Below are 18,530 nucleotides of genomic sequence, written 5' to 3'. Positions count from 1 at the left end.
GTCTCGTCCTGAAATAGCGTTACGGTTAATTAACCTGTAAAGTAACTTAAAACTCCAATTACTAATAGAACAAGAATTACCGAGAGAACAACATCTATTCGGTCATAGCTATTTTTATTAGCAGCTCGTTGTTCTTCGGTAAGTGTACCGAACGAAAGACCTTTAATAAGGCTATAGTCTGGCGCTGTAGTGGCTAAACTTACAGAGATACAAAGTATTACAGAAAAAATAAACATAAATATTGCCATGTGAGCAAAATTAATAGTCGCAAAACTATAAATAAAACCATCTATATTTTCTCCGGCTGCTATTTGCGGTTGATAATAAATTTCGGAACTCAAACGTATAATTAATAATCCTAATCCCGCTAACAAAGTTGTAATTGCGGCTGAAGAGTTTACACGCTTCCATATTATACCAAGTAAAAACACTGCAGTAACTGGTGGTGCTATATACGATTGTACGTTTTGAAGGTATTGATACATGACACCTCCTCCAATTTTTTCCATAATAGGAATCCAAATAATTCCTAGTACCACTATAAAACCTGTTGCAATCTTACCTGTAGTAAGTAAAGATTTTTCAGATTTATTAGGTTTTAGTTTTTTATAAATATCAATGGTGAAAATAGTAGAACACGAGTTAAATACAGATGCTAGAGAACTCATTAATGCTGCCATTAAACCTCCGGCTACTAATCCTTTTAAACCTACAGGTAATAATGTTTTTACTAACATAGGAAATGCTCTATCTGCCTTTTCAACAGAAAATACTTCCGGGTTTTGTATTGATAATGCAAAAGCAATAATTCCTGGTACTAAAAAGATTAAAATAGGTAATAATTTTAAGTAGGCTCCAAAAATGGCACCTCTACGGCCTATCTTAATATTATTTGCTGCTAAGGTTCTTTGTACGATATATTGATCTGTACACCAGTACCAAATACCCACAATGGTACCACCTATTAATAACCCTGTCCATGGGAAATTAGGATCGCTCATGGGACGCCACATATTAAAATGGTCTGGACTTACTGTTGTAACCGTTTCTCTAAGTTGTGACCATCCGCCAACTTCCTGTAACCCTAAGTATGTAATAATTATAGAGCCTAAGATTAAGATAACGGTCTGTAATGTTTCTGTATATATTACGGCTTTCATACCTCCAATAACGGTATAAATTCCGGTAAAGATTACAATGCCTATGGCTCCATACCAAAAAGGAATTCCTAATAATTCTGAAACAACAATACCTCCGGCATAAATGGTTACAGATACTTTAGTAAGTACGTAAGCCACTAAAGAGAATAAGGATAAAAACCATCTGGATCGTGAATCGAAACGTTTTTCTAAAAATTCAGGCATTGTAAAGGCACCACTTCTTATATAAAATGGTAAGAACAACCAGCCTAATAATAATACAATCCAAGCATGGAGTTCGTAATGTGCCATAGGTGTTCCAGACTCGAAACCTGTTCCTGCAAGACCCACTACATGTTCAGACCCAATATTAGAAGCAAAGATTGAAGCTCCAATAACAAACCAGCCTACATTTCGTCCTGCCAAAAAATAATCTTCAGTATTCTTGTTTTTCTGGAGTACTACCCATACGGCTACCGCCACAAGAGCTAGAAAATAAATTCCTAAGACTACCCAGTCCAAGTTTTCCAATACTGATTGCGCAACTAAAAAATTATTCTTCATAATTTATAATTTTGTTGGTTAAATATATTGATTAATAATGTTTTCGAACAATTCTTGTTTTCCACTTTTTAAATTTAATTCACCATTTTCCTGAGCTATTTTATAAAGGTCCTCGAGATTCAAGTTGCCTTTTTCAAACTCCAATCCTTTACCAGAATCGAAAGAGCTGTATCGTTCTTTTCTTAATTTTTCGTAAGGAGAAGATGTGATGATTTTATCTGCAATTAATAGAGCTCTAGCAAATGTATCTGCTCCGCCAATATGTGCATGAAAAACATCTTCTAAGTCTGTTGAATTTCTTCTTATTTTGGCATCAAAATTAACGCCACCACCTTGTAATCCGCCAGCTTTTAAGAAAACCAACATGGCTTCTGTCGTTTCTTGAATATTATTTGGAAATTGGTCTGTATCCCACCCGTTTTGGTAATCGCCACGGTTTGCATCCAAACTTCCTAGCATACCGGCTTTGGCAGCAACTTCTAGTTCGTGCTGGAAGGTATGTTGTGCTAAGGTCGCATGGTTTACTTCGATGTTTATTTTGAAATCTTTATCTAACCCATATTCTTTTAAGAATCCAATGGCTGTAGCAGAATCGAAATCATATTGGTGTTTAGAAGGCTCCATTGGTTTAGGCTCAATAAAGAAGTTGCCTTTAAACCCTTGTGCACGTGCGTAATCTTTGCACATATTTAAGAAACGTCCCATATGGTCTAACTCACGTCCCATATCTGTATTTAATAAAGACATATAACCTTCGCGACCACCCCAAAACACATAGTTTTCACCGCCTAAAGCGATTGTTGCATCTAAAGCTAGTTTAATTTGACCTCCGGCTCTGGCTACTACATCAAAATCAGGGTTTGTCGAAGCACCGTTCATATAGCGTGGATTCGAAAAACAGTTTGCTGTACCCCAAAGTAATTTTGCTCCAGAAGCCGCTTGTTTTTCTTTTAAGTAATCTGTAATCGTTAACAATCTTTTTTCAGACTCTGAAAAAGTGGATCCTTCTTCAATTAAATCGAAATCATGGAAACAGTAGTATCCAAATCCCATTTTAGTGATAAATTCAAAAGCAGCATCTGCTTTATCTTTAGCAGCTTGAACGGGGTCTGATGATTGATCCCATTCAAAATTTTGTGTTCCAGGTCCAAAAGGATCGGATCCTTCCCCACAGAATGTATGCCAATACGCTACAGAGAATTTAAAATGTTCGCGCATTGTTTTTCCTGCAACTACTTGCTCTGGGTTGTAGTATTTAAATGCTAAGGGGTTGTCGGACTCTTTTCCTTCAAATTTAATGTCTCCTATACCTTTGTAGTATTCTTTATTACCTATTGTTGCCATGTTCTTTTTTAAATATTTTATTTATTGTTTAATATAATTTCTAATTCTTTTTTCCAATTTTGATAAGCCTTTATGTATGGGGCATTATTTTTTATAGGTACAAAGGTCATTACATGATCGTTTTTTGTAATGTTTGTACCAAATTTTTCAAAATCACCATCGGTTAAACCGGCAGCTCTTGCAGCTCCTACTGCACCTGTAGTATTATAAATTTCTATTTCATGTCCAATTAAGGTAGCTACTGTATTTGAGAATATTTCTGAACGGAACAAATTATCATTTCCGGCTCTAATAACATTAATTGCGGCATTATCATCTTTTAAAATTTCCATGCCATAAACAAAAGAAAAAGCAATACCTTCTAAAGCAGCGCGGTATAAATGTCCGTCATGGTGTTTATTAAAGTTTAAGTTGCAATAATGTGTTCCAATATTTTTACTGTTTAACATTCTTTCTGCTCCGTTTCCAAAAGGAATCACACAAACTTCTTCTGATCCTACAGGTACTTCACTGGCTTTGTTGTTCATTTCTTCGTATGAATTACAAGCGAGATTGTCTTTTAACCAACGGTATTGGATGCCTGCACCGTTAATACATAACAATTTTCCCAGAACAGGATTCTCTTTTGTGTAGTTTACATGTGCAAAATGGTTAATTCTTGAAGCTTCTTTTGATTTTAATGTATTTGTAACAGCATAAATAACTCCAGAAGTGCCTCCAGTTGCTGCAACATCACCATGATTGAACACATTTAGAGATAAGGCATTATTTGGTTGATCACCAGCTCTATAATTTACAGAGGCTCCAATTGGTAATCCGGTTTCTGCAGCTCCTTTTTCGTTAACTGTTCCTTGATTTGTAAAATTATCTACAATATCGGGAGTTAGAGAAGGGTCAATTCCATAATGTTCTAATAAGAAACTTGCTAAAGCATCATTCTCATAATCCCAAAGTATGCCTTCAGACAAACCATTTTTGGTAGTATTTATTACTCCGGTAAGCTTGTAAGCAATAAAATCTCCCGGTAGCATGTATTTGTGAATTTGTGAGTACAACTCTGGTTCATTGTCGAGAACCCATTTTAATTTAGAAGCTGTAAAGTTTCCCGGAGAATTTAAGAGCTTTCCAGTGCAGGTATCATGCCCCAACGCATTTAATGCTTCGTTTCCAATTTCTACAGCTCTACTATCACACCAAATAATAGAATGTCGCAAGGGATCTCCTTGCTTATCAACAACAACTAATCCGTGCATTTGGTAAGAAATTCCAATTCCGGAAATTAAGGAAGCATCGATATTTGCATCTTTAATGGCTCTTTTTGTAGCCATACAAACATATGTCCACCATAGGTTTGGGTCTTGTTCTGCCCAATCTGAATGAATGGCAATAATTTCCATTTCATTTTGAGGTTCGTGTAATGCCGATAATTTTTCTCCTGTCTCTGCATTTACAATGGCAACTTTTACAGAAGAACTTCCTAGGTCATATCCTATATAATACATAGTTACAAAGATTCTCTTAATGTTAGACTTGTAGGTATAAATACCTGCATGGATTCGTCTTTATAAATAAATTCTGCTGCTTTTTCACCTAATGCTTTAAAATCGGTTGAAATAACAGAGATTCCTTTATAAATAAATTTTTTCATAGGTGTCTCGTTGTATGATAAAAAACCAACATCAACACCGGGTTCTAAATCGTTATTTCGACATTGTTCTAAAAATGTTCCTAAAAAACGATCACTTACACTTATATAGGCTACCCCTTTTTCAATGTCTAAGTTTTTTAGTTTGGTGATTATTTTATACTTAAACTGAAAATCATTACAATATTTCTCGAAATAAGTTATTGCTTCTACTGGATGATATGTGTATTCTGGGTAGACAAATTGAATTTCTTTATATTTTTTGAATGATTTATGAGCTTCTTTTAATACTTTAAAAAATGAATCACCAAAATCCTGACAAACGTAATTGCTGTCTTTTCTAGAATGGATATTCCAATCTATTAAAAGTAGTTTTTCGTTTCTAAAACTATCTAAGACTTGAGGAATAGCATCATTATCGAATCCCATAACGACATATTTATAATATTTTCCTTTGCTATTGTTTAAAATCGTTTTGAAATTTTCAATATTATAATGATGGAATTGCACATCTGTGATGATATTATCCGGTAAATTATTTATAAAAGAATGGTATAAAACTTCTTTATAGGCTTTAAATGTATCTAAGACTAAAAGCACTTTCCTGGTAACATTTGCAACATAATACCCTTTGTTAGGAACAGAGTCTATTACGTTTTGTTCTTTTAATATGGTATACGATTTAAAAACGGTGTCTCTTGATAGTTTGTATTCTTTACAAATACTATTTACAGAAGGAAGCATGTCGCCAACAAGCATAGTGTTATTTGCCAGAGCATCATTTATAGCGTTAACTAATTGTTGATATTTTGGAACATCACTATTAAGGTTAATATTGAAAATAAATTTGTTCTTCATTTTAATCGCAAACTGTTCTGTTCTGTTCTGGTTTGTAAATATATAAAAAAACTGTTTTTAATTTTGTGTATTTCACACATATTTTTCTGGGATTTAATGCACTTTATTATTTAAGTATACCTTATTTGTAATGGAGAAGTAGGTGTTCAATAGGGAGTACTCCAATGATTTGGAGTAAAAAAAGACAAAAATGGAAACAAAAGAACTATTTTTTTATTGATATAAGGTTTGTTTCGTGTTATAAGGAAAACGGTCAAACTATATGATTCAACGATTTCTTTTGTAAAACAGTTCCAATGTTTAATTTCTTCCTAACATGATATAAATGATTATGGTTGTTAGGCATAAAAAGATAGACATCTGTTTAGTATATTTCCATTCTTTCAAGGTTACTATGTGTAAATCTTTTGGCTTAAAAGCTTTGTCTAATGGATAAAAATAGGAAACTATAAACATAACTGCTAAATTTAGTAAGAATTCGATCCCCCATATATGCACAAAATGGATGTCTACTTTAAAAACAAACGTAGTAAGTATGTAAAAGGCTAACCCAACAAATAGCGCCGCTTTGGCACCCATTGCTGATATTTTATTAAGAAAAAAGCCTGCTAACATGATTGAGGCTATTGGAATAAAAAATATCCCATTTAATTGTTGTAGTAATTGATATAAGCCATCTGGTGCTTCTGCCACCATTGGTGCTACTAGAATTGCGAATATTGCCAAAACGGTAGAGGTTAACTTTCCTACCTTAACTAATTTTGTATCGCTACTATTCTTACCTAAATGTCTTTTATATACATCGATACTAAAAATGGTTGCTGCACTGTTTAAAACACTGTTAAAAGTACTTAATACAGCTCCTAAAACAATGGCTGCAAAAATACCTACTAAACCAACTGGTAATATTTTCTTTATTAGTTCGGGGTATATCATATCCTGATTGTCATAAAGTGAATCTCCATAATAGTAAAACCCAATAACTCCGGGTAGTATAATTATAATAGGAACTAGTATTTTTAAAACGCCTGTAAATAATAAACCTTTTTGAGCTTCTGCTAAATTCTTAGCACCTAATGCACGTTGAATTATAGTTTGATTCATACTCCAGAAATAAAGTTGGTTTATAATTAAACCTGTAAAGAGAACTCCGAAAGGTAATACAGAGTCTTTAGCTCCTATAACATTAAATTTTTCTGGACTGTGTGCGTATACTTTGCTTAAACCTGTTAGTGGATTGCCATCGCCAATACTTACCAGGGCTATCAATGGAATTGCTAACCCTCCAATTAGAAGTCCATAGCCGTTTATCGTATCAGATACAGCAACGGCTTTTAGACCTCCAAAGATAGCATAAACAGACCCTAAAACGCCAATGGCAATGACGGTAATCCAAAGACCTTCTTTTTTTGAAACTTCCAGAACTTCAGATAGGTTAAAAATACTTTCAATATTTATTGCTCCTGTGTAAAGTACAATTGGTAATAAAGTTGCTATAAATGAAATCATTAAAAATAATGCGACTAAAGTTCTGGTAGTACTATCAAATCTGTTTTCTAAATATTGAGGAATCGTAGTAAGTCCCATTTTTAAATATTTAGGTACAAAATAAATGGCTGCAGCCACTAAAGCTAATGCCGATGTAACTTCCCAAGCTATAATGATAAATCCGTTTTTATAAGAGGATCCATTCATTCCAATAAGGTGTTCTGTTGAAATATTAGTAAGCAACATAGACCCTGCAATTACAACACCTGTTAAACTTCTACCTCCAAGAAAATAACCATCTTGAGAGTCTAATTTTTCTTTTCTTAGTTTATACCAAGAATAGATAGCAACAAATGCTGTGAAAGCAAAAAAAGTAAGAACAGTATACATAAATAATGGTTAGCTAGTTTAGTTAAAATAAAAGCAAAAAATGCCTTAATGAATTAATGATAATTCATATTCAAAAAAAAATATCGTTGTGTTTTTAAATTTAGAATTTTAATTTTTCTGGCAAATATTTCGCGACTAATTCTTTATAATATGGAAGTAATTCATTAGCATCTGGTGGTACAGGTGCTTTTGAATATAAATCGTAAGGGTTAAATTTTTTAACCCATTCGAACATTTCTATATCTTTTTCATTCATTAAATGCAAATAATCATTTTCTCTATGTTGCGAATAAAATGAATGATACCTAATAATATATAAGGCCGGATCTGGTAAATAATCTTTCATTATATGATATAAGTATTCATCATGACCCCAACTCATCTTTACATTATCTAAGCCACAATTAGGTTTGTAGATACCATATTTAGTATTATAACGGTTATCTGTATAATCTGGGTTTTTCTTAAAGAAATCGGAATACACAATTTTATCTGAAAAAGCACAACCTACAGGAAATGTATCACCTACTACCGCCCATTGTGGTTCTCCAAATAAACATAAAATTTTTCCTAAATCATGTAAAAATCCTGTAAGAACAAACCAGTCTGGGTGTCCATCTGCTCTAATAGCTTCTGATGTTTGTAATAAATGTTGTAGTTGATCTAAATCGATATCTGGATCACTATCATCAACCAACGTATTTAAAAAATCTACAGCTTCCCAAATAGACATTTCTTTTTTGTCAAATTTTAAGAACTCGTCTTCTTTAAAGCACACAAAATCATAAGTTTGATATTCGTGATTCAATCTATAAAACTCCTTCACTGTATCTAACCGTTCTGAGTCTACATAATTTCTAAAGTCTTCCTTTTCTTTCTTAACTTGAGAAGGATCTGGATATCTTTCTAATATATTCTCTTCCCAATCATCAACGTTACCCATAGGATTAGATTGATCTTTGTCTAATGATTCTTTCATTTTTAGTAATCTGTTTGTTATAAATTTAATAAACTATTTGCTACAAAGCACATGTAACAAAAATTATAAAAACTAAATTATAATATCTGGTAGAGAACGAAATGGATTAATACATCAAAAATATGGATGAATTTAATATGAACAACTTAAATAAATAGTACGTTATTTTAACAATTTACTAGGAGGGAAGCCAAACTGTTTTTTAAAACATCTGCTAAAATATAACGGATCGTTAAAGCCTATTAGGTTGGTTACTTCTGATACATTATATTTTTTTGATTTTAAAAGTTGCGCCGATTTTTTCAATCTAATGGTTCTAATAAACTCATTGGGAGACAAATCTGTTAGCTCTTTAATTTTTCTATATAATTTAGAAGAACTCATACCTAATTCTTTACATAGAAAGCTAGTTGTTAAATCTACTTTATTTAAATTCTTTTCAAGTAAATCGGTTATTTTTTTCATTAAAGCTTCGTCAATAGGTGAGTGCGTAAGTAAACTTATTTCACTTTCTACTTCATCTGAGAATTTAACCTTTAATTCTAATCGTGTTTTAATAATATTTACTATAACTGTTTTAAGTAAAGAAGGATCGAAAGGTTTTACTAAGTAGCCATCTGCTCCAACGCCATAGCCTTTTACTTTATCTTCATTTTCTGAAAGTGCTGTTAATAATATGACTGGTATATGACTTATAAATTCATCATTTTTTAATTCTTCACAAAACTGAATCCCATTCATAACAGGCATCATTACATCTGCTACACATAAAATGGGTTTAATTTGGCGACAAATTTGAAGCCCTTTTTTTCCATTATCTGCTTCATATACTTTATAATAATCAGATAAATAATCAATCAAATACTTTCTAAGTTCAATATTATCTTCAATAACTAATATTTTTTCTTTTATATCGGTATTACTGATTACTTTTTTTGCAGGAATGTATTGTAAAGACTCTAGCATATTTTTATTCGAAACAAATTCGAAAATATCTTCCTTATTATAAAATTTCCGATTTATAGGGATTTCTACAGTAAAGACACTTCCTTTGTTAGGTTTACTTTGTACTTTTATGAAGCCTTTGTGTAAATTTACTAAAGATTTAACTAAGGATAATCCAATTCCAGAGCCTGTATTGTGCTCCTTGCTGTTAGTTGCTTGATAAAATCGTGTAAAAATCTTTTCTTGACTTTTTAGCGGAATACCAATACCATCATCGCTAACTTCAATTACCAAAAAGCCTTTCATGCCATCTTTTAATTTTATAAACAAATCGATGTTTCCATATTTGTTAGTAAATTTTATCGCATTGGATAAAAGATTATAAAGAATTTTATCATATTTATCATTGTCTACCCAACCAATTAAAGTATCATTCTCTGAAATAAAATTTAACGTGATTTGTTTATTATAAGCCAGTTCTTTAAAAGAATCGAAAATATTTTTAGAATAGGCAAGAATATCTGTTTTTGTAACTTTAAGTTTTAGTTCTCCTGTTTGTGCTTTTCTAAAATCAAGGACTTGGTTTACTAAATTTAATAATCTACTTGCATTTTGATGGATGAGGTTGAATCTACTTTTTTGGTACGTACTGCCATTTTCTTTCCCTTCTTCAATTAATTGTTTTACGGGACCTAAAATAAGGGTTAAAGGCGTTCTTAATTCATGCGAGATATTAGTGAAAAACCGTAGTTTTTCATTATTTAATTTTATGTCTCGTTCTCTGTTTACTTTTTCTGTAACGAGTTCTTGTTTTAGCCTAATACGATTTTTAGCCTCTCTTCTTATAAAATAAGAGACAATTAAAAAGGTTAATAGAAATAATATAAAGGCTTGGTATGTTAACCAGAAAGGCGGTGTAATTTTTATTTTATATGATGTAGTTTTGCTCCAATGGCCATCACTATTTGCAGATTTTATTTTAAATATGTAATCTCCTGGAAATAGATTTGTGTACTGTATTGTTCTGGAATTGCTACTCGCAGGAACCCAACTTTCATCAAACCCCTCTAACATATACTCAAACTTATTTAATTTTTCGTTGGCATAAGATGGTGCTGAAAAGTGAAATGAAAAATTTCTGTTTTTATAATTAAGTGTTACACTTTTAGAATGGTTTAAATCTGTAACTAAAGGAACTTGATTGTTAATTTCTATACCAGGAATTACTTCTTCATTCTGAATTTTAAACTCAGTAATCATTGGTGTTGGAGACCATTTGTTTTCATTAATAGTATAAGGCGAGAAATAGATAATCCCATTTTTACCTCCTAAGTAAATGTTAGAATTACCGAAGTTATAAAAGCCGCTGGAGCTAAAAACATCTAATCTATTTCCACTATTTACATGGTAAATATTAAAATCTTCAAGATTCGTTTTAAGTCTGGCAACACTATTATTATTCATGTTTAACCATAAATCACCATTTGTGTCTGTTAATATATCTGTAACCCATTTCCCGGCAAGTTCATTAGGTTGTTTTAAAGGCTTAAAATTATCTATTAAAGTGTCGTATAAACTTAACCCCATACGTGTTGCTGCCCATAGTTGTCCTTTTTCGTCAAACAAAATATCACTTACATTATCATGGGGAAGGCCATAATTTTCGTTAGAAAGTTCTTTGTAAGACTTAATTAATTCAGATTTCATGTTATATTTTACAACACCGGTTTCAGTGGCAAACCATATATTTTCGTTGTTATCTTTAACAATTTCATTTATTTGAAACTCTGGTAATAACACACCTATAAAGTTTTCTACTTTTAATGTTTTAGTATTTAAAACAATAGCGCCTTCTCCAAAAGAACCAAGCATAAGCATATTATCTCCTATGTTTTCGAAAGCAAAAACGGGTGATTGGTCAAAACCTATGTCAATCTCTTTAGAAGTATTATTTATATAATCGTAAACCAATATTTTGCCATTCCACAAACCGCAATAAAAAGTTGTTCCATTTACTGAATAGATACTGGCAATATCTTTTTGATTATTATATAAAGGTTTAAAATTGTCTTTTGTAGAAATAAAAAGTCCATTATGTCGTGTTGCAACAATTAATTTATCATCATTTGTTTTAGAAAACCCTCTTATTCGAGGTGCTTTATTACCAATAAACTTAGAAATATCTTTATTGAGATTAAATTGGTTTTCGTAAGGATCGTATTTGTCTAACCCATCCTCCGTTCCAATCCAAAGAACTCCAGAAGCATCAAAATACAATGCAGAAATTAAGTTGTCAACTAAAGACGTGTTATCTGATAATACGGCATAATGCCATTGAAAATCACCTTTTGCTATATCTTCTAGCCGGTTGCATACCAATAATCCTCCTAAAGTTCCAACCCAATATTTTCCATCTGGAGCCAGAGCCACCGATAAAAAGTAGGGGCCTAAATTATCTCTAATAGTATCGTCTTCTATATAAATATTTACAAACTTATTGATAGTTTTGTTGAGTTTGTACAAGCCTTCTCTGGTACCAACAAATATATCGGACTTAATGTCTTCATATATAAAATTAAGATAGGGGTTCTTATCGTTTGAATTAGGGATATCTAGTGTGTAATTAATAATTTGAGCGACATCTCCATTGGTGTCTAACGTGATTTTAGCTACAGCACCTGCACCATAACTTCCCACCCAAATATTGCCTTTTCTATCCTCAAAAAAAGCTTTTATATATTCAAAATCTTTTATTTCTATTTTTTCGAATCGATTTTCTTCTAAAAAAAACAGATAGACACCTTTTGTTTTGGTACCAACCCAAACACGTTTAAATTTATCTACATATACAGATCGAATTTCTTCATCTGGTAGGCTATTTGGGTTATTGGGTTGAGGTAAAAATGTTGTAAATTCATGCGTGTCAGTTTTAAAAAGAGTCAACCCTTTTCTTGTACCTATCCAGAGATTATTTGATGTTTCATCAAGTTCCAGATCTGTAATATCGTCGTTATAAATTTTATTTTCTTCTAGTGAAGAACTTAAATATGACTTAAACTCATAGCCATCAAAACGGTTAAGACCTGAAAATGTTCCTAGCCATAAAAAGCCATGTTTATCTTGAACAATATGGCGTACGGAGTTATGAGACAATCCGCTATTGTCATTATAATGCTCGAATTTTATATTCTGAGAATTCGAACTAAAAAAAGAAAAAATGCACAAACATATTATAATAAAATGGTGTCTCATAAGGTAAATTATGTATACAATTTAATAATTATTTATGGATTTATTCGTTCTATTGAACCCGTTTTTAAGTTGATTTTGAAATGATTAGAAGGGTATCCGTTTACTGTCTTCATCAATATACTTTGCCACAATGCAAATGTTTCATCTCCAGATTTTGCTAATTGATCACATACAAATTGATATTGCTCCAATCGTTTTAATCCAATATCGGCTATGGCTAACTCGTCTGCACTTCTTAATCTGTAAAAATCAAAAACCATATCGAAACCTGTCCAGTTTTCAAAATCGTTTAAAAGCCATTTTTTTGATGCTAATTGTTGATTGATTATTTGTTTATTATTTTGACCCATTAATAACAAATCTTTTCCTGAAGATTTTAAAACAGCATCGGTAAATGTTTTAGGCCAATCTTTCGGTATAAACCGAAGCCGCGTTAACTCTTTTAAATGCCATTTAGTAAACTCCTTATAGTTTTCGGTTTTAAGAATATCTTTATTCCAAATATTAATCTTCTCTATGCTTTCTAAGTGTGTATGTTCTTGCTCATAAAGTGGAAACAGCTTATTGAAATTATAAACAGAATCTGTAACCACAGTTTCTATATCAAATTCATAATCTGAATGTACGGTTAATATTTTATAGGCCGGTATATATGCTGCTAATGATGGTGTTTGTATATTGAATAATGTCCCTTTTGCAGCCGTTCTAACACCTGTATCGTTTATATGCATGTGTCCGCCAAAATGTATTTGAATACCTGCATTTGCAAATGTTTTAGAAACATCTTCGTTCGGGACACGATGTAATTGCATTTTGTTCGAACCAAAAAATGCTTTCATTTCTAAAGAGGCATCGTCATTAAAATCAACCATAGGATAATGACTAAAAGCAATTAATGTTTTACCATGTGCTTTAGCCTCTGCTGATACATTTTTAACCCAATCTACGAGATGGTTTTTATGAGATAACACATTATTATAACCAATACTTGCTCCTGTATAGTCATCTGGATTAGATTCTAAGCCTAATGTTTTTTCCTTTGGAATATATACATTCGCATCTATTGCTAAAAGCCAAATATCTTCTACGGGTTCTACTAAATAACTTGCATCTGGAAGAAATGCAGTATTATGTTGAATGGGATATACTCTTTTCTCTAAGGGAGATGCCTCACGTGCTTCTTTAAAACTATAGTTTGTATAAGTATAGTTTGAAAATGGGGTTTCCCAATAGAGATAGTCTTGTTTTGGATAAAATCCAAAATCGGACATTTCATTTAAAATGTCTTTATACCCCCAGTTTTTTATTCCTGATGTTATGATTGGTTTTAATTGACCATCTTGTAATGGTTTTAATTTGCTTTCTGAACTCGCGATAATTTGTTCTTTACCGCCTTCACCCAAAAAGTCTTTTTTTAAGGCTTCTTTGGAAAAAGGCCTAACAGGATCATGGTTACCTGTTGTGGCAAAAAATGAGATATTGTATTTCTCTGAATACTTGTCTAGAACACGTCTCAACCCCTTAACATGTATTGGTTGGCCATCATCACTAAAATCTCCAGGAAGTACAACTATTTTAATACCTCTTTTAGAAATATCATCTAAAGCAGCTAAAAAAGCAAAGTAATTTTCATTGAAAATTCTGGTAGATTTTAATTGTGAATTCATGGTTCTTATATTAACGAACTCACCTGTTACCGGATTTTTTATGCCTTTGTAATTAGCGTCTTGAAACGTGCCATAAATATCTTGAAAATGCACATCTGCTAAAAACGCTATCTGAATATTTTCTGGTGGTAAATCTTGATTTTTTTTACAAGATATTACTACAACCAAAAAGAAGAGAGATACTATGGTTTTTAAAATTTGCATTTATATGTAAAAACTAAAAATTATTTTTTAAATGTTTCATTAGGAAACGCATAACTAGATTTCCAACCCCCTAAATCTATTAAAATTTGATCTAACATGACTCCAGGGTCTACCATCCAGATTTTAAGTGTATGTTTTCCAGCCTTATTTACAATTTGCTTCACAGATTTTACCGATGCATTTTTAAGTACATTTTGCTTCCATGTATCACTTCTTCCAAAGGTTTGAAAATCTACAATAACAGGTTCTGCATCATCAATGGCAACAGCGCATCGTACCCCCCTTCCTGTATGAGGAGCATGGGTTGGAATTGCTTGTAGTCTTACGTCAACCTCGCCAAAATTAAAAGCATAAAAGTCATATTCTAATGCGGGGCTATTTTGTTCAATTGATTTTAAATCGACTTCAGATTTTGCGGTTCTTGGTAAAGCTGTAATCACATTATTGGTATAGCCGATACCTTCAAAAATTTCCCAATTGGCTTGTGTGCCACTCTTTTTTCTGCTAAAATTTTCTGCGTTTATAGAAATAAACCCTTTATCTTCAATAAAACCAGAGTAGTCTTTTAGTATATCATATTCGGGGTTATAAACAGAAATGCCTATGGTAATTATTTTATCTCCCGATACAAAATCGATAGCACTATTTACTTTATAACTTGGTGGAATTAATTGGAAATCATGCCCCAGTGGTGCTTCTTTTTTATTTTCGCCTTTGGGCACTTTAGCCCAATCTATGCTTACCCACAGCCGTTTTTCTTCATTACCTGCGTTATTATTTAAAGTGCCTTTAGTTTCCGAAATTTTAATCCAGTCTGCTTTAGGCTTAGCTTCCCACGCAACAGTGCCTTGTCCTTTTAAAAATACGTCAATAAAATAGTTGCTATTAGTATAACTATTAAAAACAGGTAATACATCGGCATAGCTGTTTATAATATCTTGATTAACTTCCATTTGATAGCCCTCTAAAGCTAAACCGATAGAGGCTTTTTGATTTTTAACATGTGATAGTGCTGGTTGTGAGAACACGGGTAAAAACCTGGGAGACATAGTCATAATATGATGCCACTTACCATTTTGCAGTTTGGTATTATAATAGTCTGTTTCTTGTTGAATCCTTGTATAAGCGTCTATCGATTTTTGTCCAAAAACATTGGCACTTTCCCGACCTTGTTTTGCTGTAAACTTATTTTTGAAACTATACAGCCATTTCAAGTTTAATTTTGAAGCTCCAATAACAGGATAATACACCAGTTGATAAAAAGCATCTTTACGGTTTTTATTAATGTTTTTGTAAATGCTTTCTGTTGCTTCAATTAAATTTTGATAGCTTTTTATTCTGGTATTTACTTCATCGCCATAATGAAACTGTGTGAGTTCTGTTTCGCCTTCTTTGGTAACAGGTTCTACTTGACTCCATGCCATAAATTCTGGACGCCTTATAAATGCTAATCTGTTATTTTCTGTTAATAAATCGGTTATTTCTTCCGAGGTGTTTTTTCCAAATTCTCGAGCTGCCCACTTTGTTGTGTGGTCTTTTACAGCACTGCTTTTTTCGAAATGAGTCATATCCCATCCCATATCTAAAAACAATTCGATATTATACTCATGTGGTTTAATATCGCCACAATTTAAAATCCAAATATCACGCGATTGAAACTCGTAAGCTTTAGACATTTCTTCCCACATTAATACCGGATTGGTGGAGTTTAACCATAAATAATCGTGCGGACGCCCCCAATAGGATGTGTGGTAATACACACCTGCACCACCAGTACGTTTTTGCTCTTCTGGGTTGCTTAACTGGCGGATGTAGCCATAATTATCATCGGTCCAAACTAAAGTGATGTCCTCAGGTAGTTTTAGTCCGCTTTGGTAATATTTCAACACTTCTTTATAAGGTACAAACGCTTGTGGAATTGTATTTGGATTCTTTTTTGTCTCTGTTTTTAAAATATTACGCTGGTCTGTAATAACTTTTTCCAATAATTGTACTTGCGAATCGGTATCATCTTCTCCAACAATCATAGGGGAATCATGTTCGCCTCGCATACCTGTTGTATAAATACCTTCATATTTTGAGGTTTCTTTTACGCGCTTGGTAAACAAATCTTTTATGACGTCGGAATTAGTATCGTAACGGTATTCACCCATGGTGGCATGACGCCATTCGGTATTTATGTTACTCAACATAGGCTCTGCATGTGAGGTACCTATAACTATCGCATAATTATCGGCAACTTCTTTGTTTTTTGGATATGAATAGAAAGGTTTTGTGCTAGAATGCATCGCAGGCCAAATGGTATTAGCGCGCAAACGCAATAACAATTCAAATATTTTAGCGTATGTTTTAGGACCAATATCACCAGTTTCAGGTTCATAATTTAGAGCTGCCCAACGTTGTAAACCCCAATCTTCGTCATTTAAAAAGACACCTCTGTATTTAACAGAAGGCCCTTTAGACACTATGTTCTCAACAGATAAACTAATTTCATGCTTCTTTTCCGGGGTTACATCTGCCCACCATTCCCATGGCGAAATTCCAATCATTCTAGATAATTCTAAGATACCATAAGCGGTTCCTCTTCTATCGCTTCCAATAACAACCAATGCTTTATCAATACCTTTTAAAGGGTTATTTACTACTTGAATAGCATAACGTTCCCATTGTCCTTTAAACTCTGTAACGTTAATTTTTCCATTTGATATAAGCGCATCAATAAATTTACTTTTACCAATCGTTCCTGCAATAATTACATAGGATTGATTTGTTTTTTTTGTAATGACTGATACTTTTTTGTCTGAAATTTTAAATACATCTTCAGCAAAGATTTGCGAAGCAATTTCAACAACTTTAGCATCTTTTTTATCTATTAAAATAGAAGTCGATGTCGTATTATCTACAATTGTGAATTCTGAAAGACCTTGTTGCGCATTTAAAATTCCAAATTGACAACAAATAATTATTATAATTATTTTTTTAATCATGAGTCTCATTTTTTAGTCGTTCATATTTATTGTTTTCAAAACTCACTTTAAAAGTTGAAGAGAATAATGTTGAAGGCACGTAATAATCTGTCGAAATAATTTGCGCTCCTGACTCTTTTGCTTTTTCGAATCGGTTATAATTATTTTCACGAGCTTCTTTAGTCCCTGCGTCTGCTCGTGTGCGTACTAAATAGCCTTTTTTAACTAATTCTTTTATATAGTGGAAATCTGTAACAGGATTGTTTACAATTCTAAATGCAGCTTCAGGATTTCCTTCTTTACTGTTCACAAATAAGGCTCTGTTTTTTAAAGACAGATGATTTTCTAAATACCTATTTATTTTATCCTCTTTTTCATCTAAAACAAAAATAAACCGTCCTTTTAATGCTTCTAACTCTGGCCATCCTTTTGTTAAAATAGCGGCTTCTAAAGTTTCAAAATCACCCCGAACCAAATCTGGTGTTATTAATTTATCGTTAGAAAAAACACTCTTAATTTCGATATCAATACTATCTAATGCCTCTTTTGTAAACGTTAGCGGTTCTTTAGTACCAGGTATTTTTTGGTCTTTGGCATTTATTAATATGAAAATAGGGGTATGGCTTGGATTGTTATCAGACCAATTTTTTAGTGCTTGCAATCCTTCTTTAAATAATAAATAATGACTTCTAAAATCCACATCTTGAACATGGAACATTTTAAGCCCAGGATGTTTTAGCTTTTCCGCTTTATCAAATGCTAAAGGGGTTGCTCCCATGGTTCTTACAATTTCCAAACCTTTTGGGGTCGAATAATAGCCCCCTTTTGGGTCGTGAAACACATCTAATTCCAAGTTGCGCAACCCTAAATTTAACTGTTCCTCTAATGTTATATGACCATACTGTAAGGCTTTTGCCTGTGAAGAATCTACACTATGTAAATAGTTCCAAAGTGGTTCTTCAATAGGAATTTTATAGGAATTATGGCTGCCAATAACTTGAATATCATTAAGTCGAATATCACTGTTATGGCATGCGATAAAAGAAAATATAAATATAAAACAGATGCTAGTATTGATTTTAAACATGC

10 protein-coding genes are annotated in these 18,530 nt (G+C 32.5%); all 10 read right to left on the bottom strand.

What is annotated here, in order from left to right; genetic code table 11:
* Positions 1–29: 29 nt before the first annotated feature.
* The gene (locus Q4Q35_RS13095; protein ID WP_303278442.1) at positions 30–1,703 is read right to left on the bottom strand and encodes a sodium:solute symporter; all 1,674 of its coding nucleotides are present in this window, start codon (positions 1,701–1,703) and stop codon (positions 30–32) included.
* A gap of 18 nt (positions 1,704–1,721) precedes the next feature.
* On the bottom strand, positions 1,722–3,047 hold the full coding sequence (gene xylA / locus Q4Q35_RS13090) for a xylose isomerase (protein ID WP_303278441.1): 1,326 nt from the start codon (positions 3,045–3,047) through the stop codon (positions 1,722–1,724).
* A 17-nt stretch (positions 3,048–3,064) separates the two neighbouring features.
* On the bottom strand, positions 3,065–4,549 hold the full coding sequence (locus tag Q4Q35_RS13085; protein WP_303278440.1) for a xylulokinase: 1,485 nt from the start codon (positions 4,547–4,549) through the stop codon (positions 3,065–3,067).
* A gap of 2 nt (positions 4,550–4,551) precedes the next feature.
* The gene (locus Q4Q35_RS13080) at positions 4,552–5,550 is read right to left on the bottom strand and encodes a GntR family transcriptional regulator (protein WP_303278439.1); all 999 of its coding nucleotides are present in this window, start codon (positions 5,548–5,550) and stop codon (positions 4,552–4,554) included.
* 300 nt (positions 5,551–5,850) lie between these two features.
* Positions 5,851–7,428, bottom strand: a complete 1,578-nt coding sequence (locus Q4Q35_RS13075) for a solute:sodium symporter family transporter (protein ID WP_303278438.1) — start codon at positions 7,426–7,428, stop codon at positions 5,851–5,853.
* Positions 7,429–7,528: 100 nt separating this feature from the next.
* Positions 7,529–8,407 carry an inositol oxygenase family protein gene (locus Q4Q35_RS13070; RefSeq protein WP_303278437.1) on the bottom strand — a complete coding sequence of 293 codons (879 nt, stop codon included), beginning with the start codon at positions 8,405–8,407 and terminating at the stop codon, positions 7,529–7,531.
* Between the two features lie 162 nt (positions 8,408–8,569).
* Complete coding sequence (locus Q4Q35_RS13065) at positions 8,570–12,604, bottom strand: hybrid sensor histidine kinase/response regulator (RefSeq protein WP_437439747.1); 4,035 nt, start codon at positions 12,602–12,604, stop codon at positions 8,570–8,572.
* A 32-nt stretch (positions 12,605–12,636) separates the two neighbouring features.
* Positions 12,637–14,475, bottom strand: coding sequence for a metallophosphoesterase family protein (locus tag Q4Q35_RS13060; RefSeq protein WP_303278435.1), 1,839 nt, complete (start codon positions 14,473–14,475; stop codon positions 12,637–12,639).
* Positions 14,476–14,495: 20 nt separating this feature from the next.
* A complete protein-coding gene (locus Q4Q35_RS13055) occupies positions 14,496–17,462 on the bottom strand; it encodes a glycosyl hydrolase 115 family protein (protein WP_303278434.1) in 2,967 nt (988 codons plus the stop codon).
* The gene (locus Q4Q35_RS13050) at positions 17,455–18,528 is read right to left on the bottom strand and encodes a phosphatidylinositol-specific phospholipase C1-like protein (RefSeq protein WP_303278433.1); all 1,074 of its coding nucleotides are present in this window, start codon (positions 18,526–18,528) and stop codon (positions 17,455–17,457) included. The genes Q4Q35_RS13055 and Q4Q35_RS13050 overlap by 8 nt, the downstream gene beginning before the upstream one ends.
* Positions 18,529–18,530 lie beyond the last annotated feature (2 nt).

The sequence above is a fragment of the Flavivirga aquimarina genome (assembly GCF_030540835.1).
GTDB classification, from domain to species: domain Bacteria; phylum Bacteroidota; class Bacteroidia; order Flavobacteriales; family Flavobacteriaceae; genus Flavivirga; species Flavivirga aquimarina.
This window is presented reverse-complemented; position numbering and strand designations above follow the sequence as displayed.

Coding starts and splice junctions, on each gene's coding strand:
- Q4Q35_RS13060 (WP_303278435.1), bottom strand. CDS start 14,475: ATGCAAATTTTAAAAACCATAGTATCTCTCTTCTTTTTGGTTGTAGTA.
- Q4Q35_RS13095 (WP_303278442.1), bottom strand. CDS start 1,703: ATGAAGAATAATTTTTTAGTTGCGCAATCAGTATTGGAAAACTTGGAC.
- Q4Q35_RS13070 (WP_303278437.1), bottom strand. CDS start 8,407: ATGAAAGAATCATTAGACAAAGATCAATCTAATCCTATGGGTAACGTT.
- xylA (WP_303278441.1), bottom strand. CDS start 3,047: ATGGCAACAATAGGTAATAAAGAATACTACAAAGGTATAGGAGACATT.
- Q4Q35_RS13080 (WP_303278439.1), bottom strand. CDS start 5,550: ATGAAGAACAAATTTATTTTCAATATTAACCTTAATAGTGATGTTCCA.
- Q4Q35_RS13085 (WP_303278440.1), bottom strand. CDS start 4,549: ATGTATTATATAGGATATGACCTAGGAAGTTCTTCTGTAAAAGTTGCC.
- Q4Q35_RS13065 (WP_437439747.1), bottom strand. CDS start 12,604: ATGAGACACCATTTTATTATAATATGTTTGTGCATTTTTTCTTTTTTT.
- Q4Q35_RS13075 (WP_303278438.1), bottom strand. CDS start 7,428: ATGTATACTGTTCTTACTTTTTTTGCTTTCACAGCATTTGTTGCTATC.
- Q4Q35_RS13055 (WP_303278434.1), bottom strand. CDS start 17,462: ATGATTAAAAAAATAATTATAATAATTATTTGTTGTCAATTTGGAATT.
- Q4Q35_RS13050 (WP_303278433.1), bottom strand. CDS start 18,528: ATGTTTAAAATCAATACTAGCATCTGTTTTATATTTATATTTTCTTTT.